Origin of the sequence: Halospeciosus flavus (assembly GCF_029814175.1) — an archaeon.
Classification (GTDB): domain Archaea; phylum Halobacteriota; class Halobacteria; order Halobacteriales; family Halobacteriaceae; genus Halospeciosus; species Halospeciosus flavus.
Genome location: NZ_CP122312.1, coordinates 755,700 through 771,773 on the forward strand (window position 1 = coordinate 755,700; position 16,074 = coordinate 771,773).

Genomic DNA, 16,074 nt, shown 5'->3' on the forward strand with positions numbered 1-16,074 from the left:
ACCAGAACCGTTAAAACTTCTCCAGCGGCAAAGTCACCTATGAGCGACGCCGAACAGCGAAACACGCGTAAGAAGTGCGTCTCGTGCGGGATCAACATCTCCGGCACGAACGCCGCCGCATTCAAGTGTCCGGACTGCGGCCAGCAGATCTACCGCTGCGCCAAGTGCCGCAAGCAGAGCAACCTCTACGAGTGTCCCGACTGTGGCTTCCGAGGGCCGTAACGATGGGGAAAGTCGCCGCACAACTCAAGGTCATGCCGCAGAGTCCCGACGTCGACCTCGAGGAACTCAAAGAGCGTCTCGAAGAGGCGCTCCCCGAGGGCGCGAAGATTCAGGGCTTCGAGACTGACGACGTCGCGTTCGGTCTCGTCGCGCTCCTCCCGACGGTCATCGTCCCCGACGAGGCCGGCGGCACCGAGGCAGTCGAGGAGTCCTTCGCCGACGTCGACGACGTCGAGTCCGTCTCCGTCGAGTCCGTCGGCCGGATATAACGACCCCCACTCGCTCTCACTTTTCGCGAGCGTTCGACCCGACAGCGACGGCGTTCGCCACGCCGCGAGTCAAAGTCAGTTGAAGAGTTGTACAATCGTTCGACTGTTCTACTCCTGCATGTGCATCGGCGAGAGGGTGAGCGTCGCTCCCTCGTCGAGTTCGTCCGCCTCCTCGACGTGGCGGCCGTCGACCATCGCGACGCGCACGAGGTCGGCGTCGAACCCCTCGTGGGCGTCGGTGAGGGCCTCGACGGCGTCGCCGACGGTCGCACCGTCCTCCAGGTCGAGCGTCGTCTCCTTCGCGTCGAGTTTGTCCCGTAACTGGCCGTAGGCGCGGACTTCGACCTCCATACACCCTCTCGGTTCGGCCGGGGTAAATTAAGTCCGACCCGCCGCTACCTCGACGTGTGAACGTCGACGTCCACCTCTTCGGACCGCTTCGCGAGGACGCCGGACAGAAAGAGACCACCCTCTCGCTCGATTCCGACGCGACGGTCGGCGACGCCGTCGACGCGCTCGTCGAAGCGTACCCCGACCTCGAAGCCGACCTCGGTTCGGAGGCGGTCGAGTCCTACAGCGTCACGGTGAACGAGACGGACGTGAAACAACTCGACGGCCTCGACACCGACCTCGACGACGGCGACGTGGTCCGAATCGCGCCGCCGGTCGTCGGGGGCTGACTACGTGTACGACGCCACGCGCTGGTCGTCGACGGTCCCGTCCTGGTTCCACCCGCGCGCCTCGTAGTAGGCCGAGAGTTCCGACTCGAAGTCCGGCAGGTCGTCGGCGTAGACGTGAGTGTCGTCGTCGCGGTCCATCCCGCGCTGGTTGTTGAAGTGGCGTTCGAGTTCCACGGTCCGGGCGCCGACGTCGAGTAGGTCCTCGTAGTCGGCGTCGAAGAGCGCCTCGAACTGGGCCTCGTCGATGTAGTCGCCGGAGAACGCACAGACGATGGCCGAGTCGCGGAAGCCGTTGAAGTTCTCCTCCTCGACGAGGACCTCGGCCTTCCCCTCCAGTCCTTCGGGGTCGAGTTCGCCGCTGTACTCCAGCGAGAGCATCCCGCCGTACATGTGGTCGCCGCCGCGGTTCGCCGTGGCGTAGGAGAGACCCTGTCCGTGGAGGACGCGGCCGTCGTGAGCGGCGAACTCCATTCCCTTCGCGGTCCAGTCCTCGACGCCGAGGTCGTCGTGGGCGCGGTGGACGCCCTCCGCGAGCAGGTCGCCGACGCCCTCGCGGTAGGCGATCTTCTCGACTAGGTCGTGGACCAAGTCCGCGTTGCCGAACTCGTCTTCGCTCGCGAGGTAGGCAGCGACGGAGTTCCCACAGGAGATGGTGTCGAGGCCGAACTCGTCGCAGAGGTGGTTCGACTGCATCACGTCGACGACGTCGCCGACGCCGCAGTTCGACCCGAAGGCGAACACCGTCTCGAACTCCGGTCCCTCGGCTTCGACGCCGCGTTCCTCGTCTCTGGTCGGGAGTTTGCACGCGAACGCGCACACCGAACACGCCGCCTTCTCGTACTTCTTCTCCTCGACGGCGTCGCCGCCGATGTCTTCGACGTGCTCGAACTCGTACTCCGAGAAGTAGCGGGTCGGCAGCGAGAAGTTGTCGTTGATGAACTCTGTCCCGGCGGTGGTGCCCTGCCGTTTCATCATGTCGTCGGCCGTCGCAGCCGCGCGGTGGATCTCCCGTTGGACGTCGCTCGGCAGGTCCAATTCGGGGTGGGCGTCGCCCTCGAAGGAGACGGTCTTGACGTTCTTCGAACCGAGGACTGCGCCGAGTCCGCCGCGCCCGAACGCCCGCGTGTCGTAGGTCATCACCGAGGCGTAGCGCACCTGGTTCTCTCCCGCCGGGCCGATGGTGACGAGGTTCTCGGCGCCGAGGTCGTGGCGCTCGGCCATCGCCTCGGTCACCTCGGAAGTGAGAGCATGTTCGAGGTCGGGCACTTCCTCGAACTCGACACCCGAGTCGGTCACGTGGACCGCGAGCAACTCGTCGCTCTGCCCGACGATTTCGACGGCGGCGAACCCCGTCCCGGCGAGGTTCCGCGAGACGTAGCCTCCGGCGTTCGAGGAGAGGAGACCGTCGGTGAGCGGCGAGAGACCGGTGATACTCGTCCGACCGGTGAAACTCGTCTGTGAGAGTTGGAGCGGACCGGTCGCGAGGTAGACGTGGTTCTCCGGGCCGAACGGGTCGGCGTCGAACGGGATGCGGTCGTGTGCGAGGCGAGTCGCGACGCCGCGGCCGCCGACGAACGATTCGAGGACGTCGTCAATGTCCCGTGTCTCCCAGGTCCGTTCACCGACGTCGATGGTGAGGAGTTCGCCCTCCGCGTGGAGCATGTCCGCGTGTTCGTCGGGATTCACCAAAAGTGTGGAGGGGGGTCGGGGGTGGACGTCTGCCGGTCGGCTTTCGGACGTCGTCCTCGGCACAACCCTTTTGCTCGCGCCGTGAGTGCATCCGACTAATGGCGGCGCCTCGCGATCTCCTCGACGACGTCGTATCGGACATCGACGCCCTGTTGCTCTTCTCGCCCAGCGGGTCGTACTTCGAGCGAGTCGCCGACGCCGACGCCGACGTGGTCGTCGTCGCCCACGAGAACTCCGTCGGCGCCGAGAAGTTCGTCGAACTCCCCCTCGACTTCGAGGACGTCCGCGAGCGCATTCGATTCGGCATCGAGGGGGCACTCGACAACGGCCTCGTTGAGGACGGCGACGTCGTGACGTGTGCGACGGCCATGTTCGGCGACGACGTCGACACGCTGAGTCGCGTGCGCGCCGATGAGTCGAAACACTCCGGCATCTACGACCTCTTCGTCCAGTCGCGGGCCGACCCCGCGGTCATCCGCGACGTCTTCGAGGTCGTCATCGAACTCGGGAAGAAAGGTCAGAAAGGCAAGCCGGTCGGCGCGCTGTTCGTCGTCGGCGACGCGGGGAAGGTGATGAACAAGTCCCGCCCGCTCAGCTACAACCCCTTCGAGAAGTCCCACGTCCACGTCGGCGACCCCATCGTGAACGTGATGCTCAAGGAGTTCTCCCGTCTCGACGGCGCGTTCGTCATCACCGACGAGGGGAAGATCGCGAGCGCCTACCGCTACCTCGAACCCTCCGCGGAGGGCGTCGACATCCCGAAGGGCCTCGGTACCCGCCACATGGCCGCGGGCGCCATCACCCGCGACACGAACGCCATCTCCATCGTCCTCTCGGAGAGTGACGGCCTGGTGCGGGCGTTCAAGGGTGGCGAACTCGTGCTCGAACTCGACCCGGAGGAGTATTGACGATGATCACGCTCGACTGGCAGACGATACTCGCAGAACAGTTCCGCTACGTCCTGGCCGTCGCCATCCTCCTGGTCGGCCTCGTCGCCGGCTACCTCGTCGGCCGGGTGAACGAACGACTGTTACGGGCCGCGAACGTCCCGAGCACCGTCGAGGGGACGGGTCTCGAACGGACCGCCCGGAGTTTCAACACCTCGACCGTCTCGGTCCTCGCCCGACTCAGTTCGTGGGTCATCTACGTCGTCGCGGCGCTCGTCGCCCTCCAGGTCGCCAACCTCGTCCCCGCGGCCGTCCTCTGGTCGCAGGCGACGGTCTTCATCCCGCGCGTCGTCGTCGCACTGGCCGTCCTCGTCGTCGGTCTCGTCCTCGGCGACAAGGCCGAACTCGTCGTCAGCGAGTGGCTCCGCGGCGTCAAACTCCCGGAGAGCAACGTCGTCCCGAAGGTCGTCAAGTACAGCATCGTCTTCGTCGCCATCCTCGTCGCGCTCGGGCAACTCGGCGTCGCCGTCGCCGCGCTCATCGTCCTCTTCGCCGCGTACGCCGCGGCGCTCATCGTCTTCACCGCGCTCGCGACGAAAGACCTCCTCACCTCCGCGACGGCCGGCATCTACCTCCTCCTCCGACAGCCCTACAGCATCGGCGACCGCGTCAAGATCGACGACAACGAGGGCATCGTCCAGGACGTCAACATCTTCGTCACCCACGTCGAGGACGAGGGGACCGAGTACATCGTCCCCAACCGCCTCGTCTTCCGCCGGGGCGTCGTCCGGATTCGAGACTGACGTCCGCGTTCACACTCCCACTCACTCTCACTCCTCGCGCGTCACTTCTTCCGCCGGCACGCCGGCGACCGTCACTCCGTCCGGAACGTCCTCGGCGACCAGCGAGTTCGCGGCGACCTGTGCGTCGGCGCCGATTTCGACGCCGGGGAGGACGACCGCGCCCGCACCGATCATCGCCCGCTCGCCGACGTGGACCTCGCCGGTCCGGTACTCTTCTTGCAGGAACTCGTGGCAGAGGAGGGTGGCGTCGTAGCCGATTATCGCGTCGTCCTCGACCGTTATCAGGTCCGGCCAGAACACGTCCGGCGTCGACTCTAAGCCGAAGGAGACCCCCTCGCCGACCGTCATCCCGAGGCGACGGTAGAGCCACACCTTCAGTCGGAGACTCGGCGAGTGCCGGGCCAGCACGACAAAGACGTAGTTGAGCACGACGCGGAGCGGGTGGCGAGCGCGCATCCAGTGACGCAGCGAGTTCCGAGGTCCCGCCGTCGGGTGGCGCTGTAGCCGGTCGTGGCGGCGACCGTCGGCGTCGGAAGGGGTGTCGACGGTGGCGTCTGCGTCGATGTCGGTGTCAGCGTCGGTGTCGGCGTCGTCGGACACGCTCACCCATTCGTCCGGGGGGCGCTTCAACGCACCTCTCCGGAGTTTCGACGATCGTTGTAGGCAGGGTTTATGGATGTCGAAGTATTCGAGACAGATAACGGATGAACGCACCACAGTTTCCCACTCCCCTCCCGGACGAAGTCGAGTCCCCGCGCGCCAAACTCGTCTACCTCTACCTCCAGACGACCGAGGGTGCGACCGTCGAAGACCTCGAAGCCTGCCTCGACCTGCCGCGAATCACGCTGCTCAGCGTCCTGAAGACCCTGCGAAAACGCGACGTCGTCGAGCGCGACGGCAACCACTACGTGCCCACCGCCGCCGACGTCGAAGAAGTGGAGTCCGCTACTGCTCGACCGGCGTGAACTGCCCGGTGATGTCCCACGCGTGGATACAGTAGACGTCGCCGACCTCTTCGTCGACGACCGTCCACGTTCCTTCTTCCTCGTTCCACTCTTCGTGTCGCCCACAGCGGGTACACGAGCGTTCGTTCGGGGTGCGAATCGCGCTCATATCACTCGCTGAGGTCGCGCGATACCTTAAAACACACCACCCCGGCCCGCCTTGCGACGGGTCGTTCACGGTCGTTCCGGCGGTTCGTCACCCGTCGGACCGATTCAGTGGTCGGCCCAGAACGCCTCCAGTTGCGGCCCGAGGAACTCGGGCGTCATCCGGACGAACTCGGCCTGCTCTTCGGGAGCGAGGTACTCGTGGACGGAGTGGCGTGCGCCCTCGACGTAGCGGTTGCCGACGAACACGCGGACGCCGACCTCGTCCTCGCCGCGGATGACCCGCCCGATAGCCTGCCGGGCGCGTCGGACCGCGGGGACGGTCAACGCGTACTCGAAGGCGTTCTCCTCGCCGAAGGCGTCGGCGTAGGCGCGGCGGACGGCGCGCACCCGGGGTGAGCCGACGTTCACGAGCGGGACCCCGACGACCGCACAGGCCGCGAGTTTGTCGCCATCGTAGTCGACGCCCTCGGTGAGGGTCCCGCGCGTGCTCGTGACGAGGACTTTCTCGCCGCCCGCGAAGAACGACTGCTTGAGGTCCTCGGTGTCCTCGTCGCTTGAACTCTCGTCGACGAGGACGGGTTTGTCGACGACGTCTTCGAGGTAGTCGGCGGCCCACTCGGCCTCGCGGTAGTTCGGCATACAGACGAGGATGTTCCCGGGGGTGCGTGCGACGGTCCGGAGGACGTGTCTGTACTCGTCGCGGGTCCGGGTGTCCTCGTCGACTCCCCCGCGGTTGTGGCGGGTGTAGGCCGTCGCGTCGACGGTGAAGCTCGCGCGGTTCTCTTCGGGGAACGGGAGGTCGTAGGTCCGCTCTTCGACCGGTCGGGGGACTTCCTCTTCGGTCCCGTCGTCGCCGTCGGCGAGTCGGTCGAGACCGACGACCTCCTCGAAGACGTCGATGGGTTCGAGCGTCGCGCTCATCAACACGCCACCACCGAGTTCGCCGAGGATGTCGCCGATTCGGTCGCCGGGCATGCAGTTGTACATGAGGAGACCGGGTGCGTAGGCGGCGCGCCAGGGGTGATCGGGGTGGGTCTCCCCGCTCACGCCGCCCGAGTACTCCAGTTCGAGTTCGCGGAAGTAGCCCGCGTGGTCGCGTTCCCACCAGCGGGTGAGCGTGATACCCACCGGTCCACAGACGGTCTGCCGGTCGGTCTCTTCGCCCTCCGCGTCGTCGAGCGTGTTCGAGACGGCCGTACCGACGGTCGCGAGCGACCGCCACACGTCGCCCGTGTACCCCTCGCGTTCGGCCCAGCGAGTGAGTTCGTCGGGTTCGGTCCGCTCGGGGTCGCGCAGGGGAACTTCGAGGTCGCGTTCGGGGAGGTCGCGCGGGTCGGTCGTGCCGAACTCCGTCCGCAGGAACTCCGCGGTGCGTTCGTCCACCCAGTCGGCGAGGGCGTCGAGGAATTCGCGGGCGTCTTCGACGGCGTCGAGACTCGCCCCGTAACTCTGGAGGCGTTCGGCGATCTCCTCGCGGTTGTCCTCGGACTGGCGGGCGGCCTGGAGGAGTTGGCCGAAGTCGTTGGCCGCGCGGACGAGCGACTGGCGGCCGACGCGGTCGGAGAGCAGGTCGCGGACGCGCTCTTCCATGCGGTGGGCCTCGTCGACGACGACGAACGTCTGCTCGTCGAGCAGTCCGTCGAGGAGGGGCCGCGAGTTCGGGTCGAAGAGGTGGTTGTAGTTGCCGATTATCACGTCCGCGGCGTCGAGGAGGACGCTCTGGACGCGGTGGGGGCAGGTGCCACGCTCGACGGAGGCGGGGAGGAGTTCCGAGACCGTCACCACGCCGTCCTCGCCCGCCGAGAAGTCGATGGGCGACCCCTTGTTCCGACCGTACCAGTCGGCCTCGAAGGGGCAGTAGAGCGTCTCGCCCTGCCCCGAGAGTTCGTCGGGGGCGGTTGGCTGGTGGCGGACGTAGGGCGACTCGGCGTCTGCGGTGTCGAGTCCGTCGTCCGTGATACGGGCGTCCGAGTCGCGGCGGGCGTGCCGGGCGAGTTCGCGGCCCTGTACGGGGTCCCACCACGCTTCGTCGAGCGCGCCGTCGGGTCGGAGCTTCGAGAGTTCGTCTGCGTCTTGGCCGTCGAAGGTCTGTTGGTCGCCGTCGTCGCGGACGAGATTCGCCGTCGACTCGCGGAGGTCCTCGCAGCGCTCGTGGGTCGAGACTTCCCGCGGGAAGACGTCCTCGCGGGCGTAGGGGCAGAGGTCGCGCTTGCCGACGAGCGCGACGCCGTCGAGCGGGTCGTCGAGTCCGCGGTTCATCGCCCGCAGGTCGTCGACGAACTGGCGGAGTTGCTGTTTGACCGGCGTGACGACGAGGATGCGTTCGTACTGGGACGACCCGCGGACGAGCGTCGCGCCCGCCGTGAGGGCGGCCATCGTCTTGCCCGTGCCGCAGGGTCCCTCCATCGCGAGGAAGCCGCGTCGCTCCCCGACGTCGAGGGCGGTCTCGATGGCGTCGGCCTGGTTCTCGTACGGTTCTTCGAACGCGAAGAACTCCTCCCAGTCCGCCGCCGACTGCTCGCAGGCGTCCGGCATTCGTAGAGAGTGATGAGGTCGTCCTCACCTAAGAACCCGCGGATTCGACGAGATTCTCACTCACTCCCTTCGGTCGTTCGTTCCGAATCTCGAAGAGGCGAGCGGGAGGAGCGAACGCGACGACACGCGAGCAGCGAGAATCTCGGGAAGGCGAACGGGGAGCGAACGCGACCCGTGAGCAGCGGGAATCTCGAAGAGGCGAGTCGGCCACCACAGCCAACTGTCGACGCTCCGAAAACGGAACGTGACACACGTTCCCGAAGACGAGTTCGCCGAGTCGGTACAGACGTGGTTGGAGAGTGAGTTCGGTTCCGACGACGTCGAACAGAACTACGTCCTCGACGAGACGAGTCGGGAAGTCGACTTCCTCGCGAACGGGCCCGTCGCGACGTGGGCCATCGAGGTGGAGAACGACGCCGAGAGTCTCATCAAGGGAACGGGGCAGACGACGCTCTACGCCGCCCACGACCCGGAGTACCGCCCGGCCGTCGTCGTCCCTGCGGGACACGTCGAGGAACCGGAGCGAACGCTCGTCGCCGAACACCTCGCGGTCGTCGAGTTCGACGCCGAAGAAGGGAAACCGGTCAACGAGTAGCCGTCGTACTCACGTCCGCGAAGGAGTCGGGGAGGTCGACCGGGACGCTCCCCTTCGTGTACCCCTCGACGTGCCCGCTCGGGCGGACGCGGTAGACGACGGCGGGGTGGTGACCGACGTCCGGTCGTTCGCCGCGGACGGCCGCCCAGTCGTCGTCGACGAAACTCGAACAGTCGACGAATAGGGTGGCCCCGCCGCCGTGTTTCTCCAGTTGGCCCTCGGCCTTCGTCGCGGCCGTCTCGCGGACCGCCGCGGTCGGTGTGTTCGCGTTCCGCCGGGCAGGTGGACTCGGCCGCGTCACTTCGACGAGGCTCACCTCGCCGTCGCGTTCGACGCGGAAGTCCAGCGAGTGGCCGGTCGAGACCTCGTGTTCGGGGTCGAGGTCGTAGCCGGCATCGACGAGGAGTCGCACTGCGTTGAGTTCGGCCATCGCCGCGCGCATCCGCACGAGGTCGACGTGGTCGGGCGTCCCGAGTTTGCCCGCCGTCTCGTGGCGGTCGTCGTCGAGGACGCCGGTCGAGAGGACGTCCTCGTAGAACTGGAGAGCCTCGTCGCGGGCGGCGTCGGGGAAGCCCGCCGCGTGGTCGCGGAAGAACGTTCGCGTGCTCTCGCGGCCGTCCTTCGAGAGGAAGACCGGGAGGAAGAACCACGCGAGGTGGTCGTAGGGTTCGAGCCACGGTTCCTCCTCGCGGAGTTGGGCGAGCAGTTCGCGTTGGGCCCACCGCGCGACGGGGTAGGGTACCTCGTCGAAGCCGTACTTGTCGGTGCGCCAGAGCGTCTGCGGGGTCTCGGTGTTGCCGAGCCAGTAGCCGCCGTCGCCGTCGCTCGCCCAACAGAAGAGCGCGACGTCGCCGTTGTCCATCTCGAAGCGCCGCGCCTCGTAGCCCGACGGCTGCTCGAACCACGGCCGGCGCATCGTCGCGCCGATGTTGGCGTCGAGATCGGCGTAGAGCGCCGAGCGGACGCGCCCGACGTTCCACCCGCCGATCGCCCGGCGGAAACGAAGAGGTTTCGCCACAGCGGAGGTAGGTCGTGCCTACGTTTATCCTTTCCGCGCGCCACCTCCCGATATGAACGACGCGAACGACGAGACGGAGGGCCGCTACCAGGTACTCGACCTCCAGACGGGCGAGGTAGTCGGCGAGACGGAGACGCGACCGCCACTCCTCGACGCCGAGTCCCAGGAACTCGTCGCGGGGGTCCTCCACTCCATCGTCGAGGAGATGGGTGAGGACCTCCCCGACTGGGAGCGGGCGGCCTACGAGCGCGCGCTCGACGAACTCGTCTACGAGGAACCGGCCGAGGACTCGACGGAGACTACTTGAACACCCTGGCCTTCGACCCCGGGGTTCTATGCATCCACGACACTGTAGTTCGACTGCATCGCTCACCGAGCGGTGCGGGGTACGGGGGAGAGTGCTGCCGGAACTAGCTGGTATCGGCTACTCGTTCGGCACACGGCTTGGGGGAGTCACGCACTCGTCTCCCGAGACCTCTTCTAACGACAGTGTCCCGACAGGTTCGGCGCTCCGATAGATATTTGTCACACGAGTATAGTTTGACACTCGATGTCGTCCGACGACGCGCCGACCGGCCTGCTCGACCTCTATCGACGACCGCTGGCGGCCCCGCTCGCGACGCTCGTCGCGACCGCGATTCTCGTCGCGTTCGCCCACCAGGCGTTCGTCCTCGCCGGACAGGTCGGTCCGCTCGGGTACGTGGTCATCAGCGTGACTGCGGCCGTCGCCTACGCCGTCGCGAAGTGCGGGTGGGCCGTCGAGAATTCCATAGTTCGCGCGGCGCAGGATCCGTATCGCTACGACGCGGCGTCGTTCGACCGCGACACAACGGGTACCGACGCCGACGACGCCACTCACCGACGGCCGTCCGAGACGAGACGGTAGGTGCCAGCAGCGGAGTTCGAACGCCGTCGCCGTCACTCCTCGCTGTGGTTCGCCGCAGAACGAGCCAGAGATGGGATTTGAACCCATGGATTCTCGATTACAAGTCGAGCGCTTGAACCACCCAAGCTCCTCTGGCCCACCTCCGCCTTATCCGTCCTCCTTTGAGTGAGTATCGTTTTTCGAATCGACGTCGCGTTCCATGACGACCCGCTGTGCCTCGTACCCCCGCGACTCGTAGAGGTCTCGCGCCCGGACGTTCGACGCCATCACCGACAGCGACACGACGTCCGCACCGCGCGCTGCGAGCGTCGACTCGGCCTCGTCGAGGAGTGCCGACCCCACACCCGCCCCGCGATAGGCAGGTCCGACGTAGACGTTGTCGACGACGCCGCGGGTCACGTCCTGTTCGTAGAGACCGGTCTCGACGTGGAACATCACGAATCCCGCGACGACGCCGCCGACGCGCGCGACGAGGAGTTTGTCCGTGGCGACGTACTGCGAGAGGACGTCGCGGGCCGTCTCGCGGTTCTCCTCCGGCAGGAGGTGCGTCCCGTGTTCGCGCTGGTCGGCGACGAGGGTGACCCACTGGTCGACGACCGTGTCGAGATCGTCCATCTCGGCTCGCTCGACGCGTGGCCGTCGAGCGTCGTCTCTCGGTCCGGTCACTGGTCGAGCGCACGGACGGCGGCGAGTTCCTCGCCGGTGAGCAGTCGGAGGGCGGCACCGCCACCGGTGCTCACGTGGTCGAAGCCGGTCAGGTCGAAGCGGCGGATGGCCGAGGCGGTGTCGCCCCCGCCGACGATACTGTATGCATCGGCCGCCGCGACGCCCGCGAAGAGGTCGCGCGTCCCGTCGGCGAACGTCTCGTCCTCGAAGACGCCGGCCGGGCCGTTCAGGACGACCGTCCCGGCGGACGCGAGTTCGGCGACGTACGTCTCCACGGTGTCCGGGCCGATGTCCATGACCGCCTCGTCGGACGCGGGCGGGAATTCGTCGAGTGCCAGGACGTGACGGTGGCCGTCGCGCTCGACCGCGACGTCGGTCGGCACGCGGATGCGGTCGCCGTACCGGTCGAGGAGGTCGGCCGCTCGGTCGATCTCTTCCCAATAGCCCTGCTGGCGGACGAAGTCGGCGCTCGCCTCGCCGAGGTCGTGGCCGGCGGCGAGGAGGAAGACGTTCGCGACGACGCCGGTGGTGAGGACGACGTCGCCGAGGCCGCTCTCGAGGGCGTGCTGGGCGACGGTGACGGAGTCGGGGACCTTCGCCCCGCCGACGACGTACGCCCGTGGTTCGGGCGTCTCGTCGATACCACCGAGGACGTCGAGTTCCTGCTCCATGACGCGTCCGGCGTAGGCGGGCAGGCGGGCCGGGAAGCCGACGAGCGACGGCTGTGAGCGGTGGGCGGCCGCGAAGGCGTCGTTGACGTAGGCGTCGAGGACCGACGCGAGTCCGTCGACGAGGAACGTCTCGGCGGCGCGCTCGGGGTCGAACTCCATGTACTCCTCGCTGTAGAAACGCGTGTTCTCCAGGACGACCACCTCGCCGGGGTCGAGTGCCTCGACGGCGGCGCGCGCCTCGGCCGAGAACGTCGCGTCGCAGTAGTCGACGGGCGCGTCCAGCAACTCGTCGAGGCGCTCGGCGTGGGGTTCGAGCCGGCCGAACTCGTCGCCGCCCGGCCGGCCCTGGTGGGCCAGGACGGCCACTCGGGCGCCCCGATTCGCGAGCTCGGTCAACGTCTCGACGTGTGCGTGCAGGCGCGCGTCGTCGGCCAGCCCGCCCGACTCGTCGAGCGGGCTGTTGATGTCTACTCGAACGCCGACCGCGTCGCCGTCGACCGCCGCGTCGTCGAGAGTCCGTATCGCCATCGTCAGAACGTCCGAAACGCCCGCAGTTAGGCGTTTCTCTCCGCGTATTTACTCGGTCTCGAAGAAGATTCCTCGACTGTCCGTCGCGCTCGCGCCCGTATCGAAGGAAGTCTTATATACCGACTACGTGCTCCAGAGAGTCATGGTGTATGGTATCAACAGACGTAACTTCCTCAAGACGACGGGTGCCGCGGGCATCGCTGGCGTCGCGGGGTGTGCGAGTAGCTCCGACGGGACTGGTGACGGTGGCGGGACCACGACGGGCGGTGGGGGCGGCGGGGGCGGCGCGAGCGCTTCGGTGGAGGGGCTCGTCGTCATCGGCTACCCGGAATCGGGTATCCAACTCTTTCGCGACTACTACAGTCAGACGGACGGGAGCCACTCGATTCTGATTCCCGACGGTCTCCGCGACGGCGCGCTGCCGGCGCAGGTCGGCAACGACATGACCAACGTCACCGGGACGGCCCCCGCCGCCGGCGGGCCGAACCAGCAGGCGTTCAGCGACCTCTTCCGCGAGGAGTACGGCGAGGCGCCGGGCGTGTTCACCTCCCAGTCGTTCGACTCCGCGGCCATCCTCGTCCTGGCGAACGCGGCCGCCGGTGCGAACGACGGGGCGGCCATCCGCGAGCAGATGCGCCGCATCGCCAACCCCGGCGGGATGACCGTCGGCCCGCAGAACCTCATCGAGGGCGTCGAGGCCGCCGCGAACGGTGAAGACATCAACTACCAGGGTGCCTCCTCCGCGACCAACTTCGACGGGAACGGCGACCCCGCGTCCGCGGCGTACGCCATCTGGGAGTTCGACGGCGTCGACTCACAGTCCACGTCGACTGTCGAGACGCAGTCGTTCTCCGGCGAGAACCCGGAGGGGAGCGGATCCGCGGCCGACAGCGCGCCGGGTGGGTCGGACCGGGAACTCTCGCTGGGCATCCTCCTCCCGGAGACCGGCGACCTCGCCTCGACGGGCGCGCCGATGATCCAGGCGTCGGAACTCCCGGCGAAACTCGTCAACGCGCAGAACCCGGCCGGTCTCTCGGTCAATGCACAGGTCGAAGACACGCAGACCTCGCCGAGTGCCGGTGTCTCCGCCGCGCAGTCGCTCGTGAGCGCGGGCGTCCCCGCGGTGTGCGGGACCGCTTCCTCGGGCGTGAACGTCCCGGTCTGCCAGCAGGTGTTCATCCCGAACCAGGTGGTGGGGTGCTCGCCGTCCTCGACGGCACTGTCGGTGACCAACCTGGAGGACGACGACTACATCTTCCGGACCGCGCCTTCGGACCGCCTGCAGGGCCGCGTCATGGCGCAGGTCATGGCCGAACGCCTCGACGTCTCCACGGTGTCGACGCTGTACGTCAACAACGACTACGGCCAGCAACTGTCGGATCGCTTCTCGGGCGTCTTCGAGAGGGAGTTCGACGGCGCGGTGAACGCACAGGTCGCGTTCAACATCGGGGAGTCGTCGTACTCCTCGGTCATCGAGCAGGCCCTGTCGGCGTAGTCACTGCGACGATTCCTTTTTCACGCCACACGACACGAGCGCAGTCGCTCGTCGGCTGGAACGTATCTCACCCTCCGATGCAGCGCGGCCGCTGTGGGTCGTGACGTCTCAAAAAATCGAGTCGGATCGTGTCGCCGTGTGGCGACGTGGGGACCGCTTATGCGCGAACGACGTTCGTCGCGCGCGGGCCTTTGGGGGAGTCCTCGATGTCGAATTCGAGCTCCTCTCCTTCTTCGAGGTCGGGACCGCCAACGTCCTCCATGTGGACGAACACGTCGTCGTCCGCGTCCTCAGTCGAGATGAAACCGTAACCGCCAGTGTCGTTGAAGAAATCAACGTTTCCGCTCGCCATTACAAACATACGTAGGGTGAGTGCACGGATAAGGGTGTCGAGCGTCGAGTTACCACGGACGCCGGTGGTCGACGCGGACGGTGTAGCCCGGGCCGGCACGGACCTGTGTCCGACCTGCCGACTCCTCACCCGCCGAGGAAGTCCTGGCGGACCTGCTCGTCGTGGAGCAACACTTCGCCCTGATCGACGTAGCGGTTCTCGCCGTTCGCGAGGACGTAGCCGCGGTCGCAGCGCCGCAGCGCCTCCTTCGCGTTCTGTTCGACCATCAGGATGGCCGTGCCGTCGTCGTTGATGGCGTCGATGCGGTCGAACATGTCGGCGACGAGGTCGGGGGCGAGTCCCGCCGAGGGCTCGTCGAGGAGCAATAGCGAGGGTTCGAGCATCAGCGCACGGCCCATCGCGAGCATCTGTCGCTGGCCGCCGCTCATCGTCCCCGCCTTCTGGTCCTGGCGTTCGCGGAGGATGGGGAACCGGTCGAAGACGGCTTCGAGGGCGTCCTCGGGGACCTCGTCGAGGATGTACGCGCCCATCTCCAGGTTCTCGCGCACCGTGAGCGACGCGAAGACGTTGTCGTTCTGCGGGACGTAGCTGATTCCCTCGTGGATGATCTGCTCGGGGGCGAGTCCGGTGATGTCCGACCCCTCGAACGTCACCGTCCCGCCCATGTGGGACGTGAGTCCGAAGACCGACTTCATCAGTGTCGACTTGCCGGCGCCGTTCGGGCCGACGATGGTGACGTACTCGCCGTCGTCGACAACCATGTCGACGTCGGTGAGGATCTGGAGGTCGCCGTAGCCCGCGTCGAGACCCTCGACCGCGAGCAGGCTCATACGTTCCCCCCGAGGTAGGCCTCGACGACTTCTTCGTTCGCTTTGATTTCCGCAGGGGTCCCCTCGGTGAGGACGCGCCCCTGGTGGAGGACGATGACGTGTTCGCAGTTCTCCATGATGAGGTCCATGTCGTGTTCGACGAGCAGGAACGTGTAGCCCCGCTCGCGGAGTGTGTGAATGTGTTCGACGAGGCGGCGTTCGAGCGAGGGGTTGACCCCCGCGAACGGTTCGTCGAGGAGGAGGACGTCCGGGTCGGTCAGGAGGGCGCGCGCGAGTTCCAGGAGTTTGCGCTGCCCGCCCGAGAGGTTCTCGGCGTACTCCTCGGCGATGTGGTCGATCTCGAAGAATTCCAGGGTCTCCCACACCCGTTCGAGGAGTTCCGCTTCTTGGTCGACGACGCGGCCGCGGAGCCCCGGCGTCACGGACCGCCAGAGTTGCTCGCCGATCTGGTTCTGCGGGGCGAGCATCATGTTCTCGAGGACGGTCATCTCTCCGAGTTCGCGGGCGATCTGGAACGTCCGGACCATCCCGCGACCGGCCACCTGGTGTGGTTCGAGCCCCGTGACGTCCTCGCCATTGAAAGTCACCGACCCCGAATCGGGCTGGTGGACACCCGTGATGAGGTTGAACGTCGTCGACTTGCCGGCGCCGTTCGGTCCGATGAGGCCGGTCAGGGTGCCGCGTTCCACACGGAAGGTCGCGCCGTCGACGGCCGTGATACCGCCGAACGACTTCCGGAGGTTGTCCACCTGGAGTGGGTACTCGTGGTCGGCGGCGAGGTTCGGGTCGCCCGTCGCGAGGGTCACGTTCGCGTCCATCGACTCGTCGGGGTCGGG

The 16,074-nt window shown here is 67.1% G+C and carries 21 protein-coding genes and 1 tRNA gene; 10 read left to right on the forward strand and 12 right to left on the reverse strand.

Annotated features, from left to right (window positions below; genetic code table 11):
• The first annotated feature begins 39 nt into the window (after positions 1-39).
• Together P0Y33_RS03795 and P0Y33_RS03800 are read left to right on the forward strand one after the other, a co-directional pair.
• Positions 40-222 carry an HVO_2753 family zinc finger protein gene (locus P0Y33_RS03795; RefSeq protein WP_279529229.1) on the forward strand — a complete coding sequence of 61 codons (183 nt, stop codon included), beginning with the start codon at positions 40-42 and terminating at the stop codon, positions 220-222.
• Between the two features lie 2 nt (positions 223-224).
• Positions 225-491 carry an elongation factor 1-beta gene (locus P0Y33_RS03800; protein WP_279529230.1) on the forward strand — a complete coding sequence of 89 codons (267 nt, stop codon included), beginning with the start codon at positions 225-227 and terminating at the stop codon, positions 489-491.
• A gap of 108 nt (positions 492-599) precedes the next feature.
• Here P0Y33_RS03800 and P0Y33_RS03805 read toward each other — a convergent pair whose 3' ends face one another.
• Complete coding sequence (locus tag P0Y33_RS03805) at positions 600-842, reverse strand: MoaD/ThiS family protein (protein ID WP_279529231.1); 243 nt, start codon at positions 840-842, stop codon at positions 600-602.
• 56 nt (positions 843-898) lie between these two features.
• Between P0Y33_RS03805 and P0Y33_RS03810 the strand changes: the two genes are divergently transcribed.
• Positions 899-1,171 carry a ubiquitin-like small modifier protein 1 gene (locus P0Y33_RS03810; protein WP_279529232.1) on the forward strand — a complete coding sequence of 91 codons (273 nt, stop codon included), beginning with the start codon at positions 899-901 and terminating at the stop codon, positions 1,169-1,171.
• Here P0Y33_RS03810 and P0Y33_RS03815 read toward each other — a convergent pair whose 3' ends face one another.
• On the reverse strand, positions 1,172-2,833 hold the full coding sequence (locus P0Y33_RS03815) for an aldehyde ferredoxin oxidoreductase family protein (RefSeq protein WP_279529233.1): 1,662 nt from the start codon (positions 2,831-2,833) through the stop codon (positions 1,172-1,174).
• Positions 2,834-2,958: 125 nt separating this feature from the next.
• Between P0Y33_RS03815 and dacZ the strand changes: the two genes are divergently transcribed.
• Both dacZ and P0Y33_RS03825 read left to right on the forward strand, forming a co-directional pair.
• On the forward strand, positions 2,959-3,768 hold the full coding sequence (gene dacZ, locus P0Y33_RS03820; RefSeq protein WP_279529234.1) for a diadenylate cyclase DacZ: 810 nt from the start codon (positions 2,959-2,961) through the stop codon (positions 3,766-3,768).
• Positions 3,769-3,770: 2 nt separating this feature from the next.
• Positions 3,771-4,550, forward strand: coding sequence for a mechanosensitive ion channel domain-containing protein (locus tag P0Y33_RS03825; protein ID WP_279529235.1), 780 nt, complete (start codon positions 3,771-3,773; stop codon positions 4,548-4,550).
• A gap of 27 nt (positions 4,551-4,577) precedes the next feature.
• Here P0Y33_RS03825 and P0Y33_RS03830 read toward each other — a convergent pair whose 3' ends face one another.
• Positions 4,578-5,114 carry an acyltransferase gene (locus P0Y33_RS03830; protein WP_279530084.1) on the reverse strand — a complete coding sequence of 179 codons (537 nt, stop codon included), beginning with the start codon at positions 5,112-5,114 and terminating at the stop codon, positions 4,578-4,580.
• 140 nt (positions 5,115-5,254) lie between these two features.
• Here P0Y33_RS03830 and P0Y33_RS03835 point away from each other — a divergent pair, with 140 nt between their 5' ends.
• Positions 5,255-5,515, forward strand: a complete 261-nt coding sequence (locus P0Y33_RS03835; protein WP_279529236.1) for a helix-turn-helix domain-containing protein — start codon at positions 5,255-5,257, stop codon at positions 5,513-5,515.
• Here P0Y33_RS03835 and P0Y33_RS03840 read toward each other — a convergent pair.
• Positions 5,496-5,663 (reverse strand): HEWD family protein, encoded by a 168-nt coding sequence (locus tag P0Y33_RS03840; RefSeq protein ID WP_279529237.1) that lies wholly within the window; start codon positions 5,661-5,663, stop codon positions 5,496-5,498. The genes P0Y33_RS03835 and P0Y33_RS03840 overlap by 20 nt on opposite strands.
• A 104-nt stretch (positions 5,664-5,767) precedes the next feature.
• Entirely contained in the window at positions 5,768-8,197 is a 2,430-nt protein-coding gene (locus P0Y33_RS03845; protein WP_279529238.1) for an ATP-dependent DNA helicase, read from the reverse strand.
• Positions 8,198-8,441: 244 nt separating this feature from the next.
• Between P0Y33_RS03845 and P0Y33_RS03850 the strand changes: the two genes are divergently transcribed.
• Positions 8,442-8,792, forward strand: coding sequence for a hypothetical protein (locus tag P0Y33_RS03850; RefSeq protein ID WP_279529239.1), 351 nt, complete (start codon positions 8,442-8,444; stop codon positions 8,790-8,792).
• Here P0Y33_RS03850 and P0Y33_RS03855 read toward each other — a convergent pair.
• Positions 8,782-9,810, reverse strand: a complete 1,029-nt coding sequence (locus tag P0Y33_RS03855; RefSeq protein ID WP_279529240.1) for a DUF5784 family protein — start codon at positions 9,808-9,810, stop codon at positions 8,782-8,784. The genes P0Y33_RS03850 and P0Y33_RS03855 overlap by 11 nt on opposite strands.
• Positions 9,811-9,862: 52 nt before the next feature.
• Between P0Y33_RS03855 and P0Y33_RS03860 the strand changes: the two genes are divergently transcribed.
• Positions 9,863-10,117: a hypothetical protein gene (locus P0Y33_RS03860; protein ID WP_279529241.1), complete on the forward strand. Its 255-nt coding sequence runs from the start codon at positions 9,863-9,865 to the stop codon at positions 10,115-10,117.
• Positions 10,118-10,360: 243 nt separating this feature from the next.
• Positions 10,361-10,696 carry a hypothetical protein gene (locus P0Y33_RS03865; protein WP_279529242.1) on the forward strand — a complete coding sequence of 112 codons (336 nt, stop codon included), beginning with the start codon at positions 10,361-10,363 and terminating at the stop codon, positions 10,694-10,696.
• A gap of 62 nt (positions 10,697-10,758) precedes the next feature.
• Here P0Y33_RS03865 and P0Y33_RS03870 read toward each other — a convergent pair.
• The 3 genes from P0Y33_RS03870 to P0Y33_RS03880 form a co-directional block, all read right to left on the reverse strand.
• Positions 10,759-10,832, reverse strand: a tRNA-Thr gene (locus tag P0Y33_RS03870).
• An 11-nt stretch (positions 10,833-10,843) separates the two neighbouring features.
• A complete protein-coding gene (locus P0Y33_RS03875; protein WP_279529243.1) occupies positions 10,844-11,311 on the reverse strand; it encodes a GNAT family N-acetyltransferase in 468 nt (155 codons plus the stop codon).
• Positions 11,312-11,358: 47 nt separating this feature from the next.
• Positions 11,359-12,561 (reverse strand): phosphoglycerate kinase, encoded by a 1,203-nt coding sequence (locus P0Y33_RS03880; RefSeq protein WP_279529244.1) that lies wholly within the window; start codon positions 12,559-12,561, stop codon positions 11,359-11,361.
• Positions 12,562-12,703: 142 nt separating this feature from the next.
• On the opposite strand from P0Y33_RS03880, the gene P0Y33_RS03885 reads away from it, so the two are divergent.
• Positions 12,704-14,056, forward strand: a complete 1,353-nt coding sequence (locus P0Y33_RS03885) for an ABC transporter substrate-binding protein (protein ID WP_279529245.1) — start codon at positions 12,704-12,706, stop codon at positions 14,054-14,056.
• A gap of 157 nt (positions 14,057-14,213) precedes the next feature.
• On the opposite strand, the gene P0Y33_RS03890 is transcribed toward P0Y33_RS03885, so the two are convergent.
• The 3 genes from P0Y33_RS03890 to P0Y33_RS03900 all read right to left on the reverse strand — a co-directional run bounded on the left by P0Y33_RS03890 (position 14,214) and on the right by P0Y33_RS03900 (position 16,056).
• Entirely contained in the window at positions 14,214-14,408 is a 195-nt protein-coding gene (locus tag P0Y33_RS03890; protein ID WP_279529246.1) for a cold-shock protein, read from the reverse strand.
• Between the two features lie 125 nt (positions 14,409-14,533).
• Positions 14,534-15,238: an ABC transporter ATP-binding protein gene (locus tag P0Y33_RS03895; RefSeq protein ID WP_279529247.1), complete on the reverse strand. Its 705-nt coding sequence runs from the start codon at positions 15,236-15,238 to the stop codon at positions 14,534-14,536.
• The gene (locus tag P0Y33_RS03900; RefSeq protein WP_279530085.1) at positions 15,235-16,056 is read right to left on the reverse strand and encodes an ABC transporter ATP-binding protein; all 822 of its coding nucleotides are present in this window, start codon (positions 16,054-16,056) and stop codon (positions 15,235-15,237) included. The genes P0Y33_RS03895 and P0Y33_RS03900 overlap by 4 nt, the downstream gene beginning before the upstream one ends.
• Between the last annotated feature and the right edge of the window lie 18 nt (positions 16,057-16,074).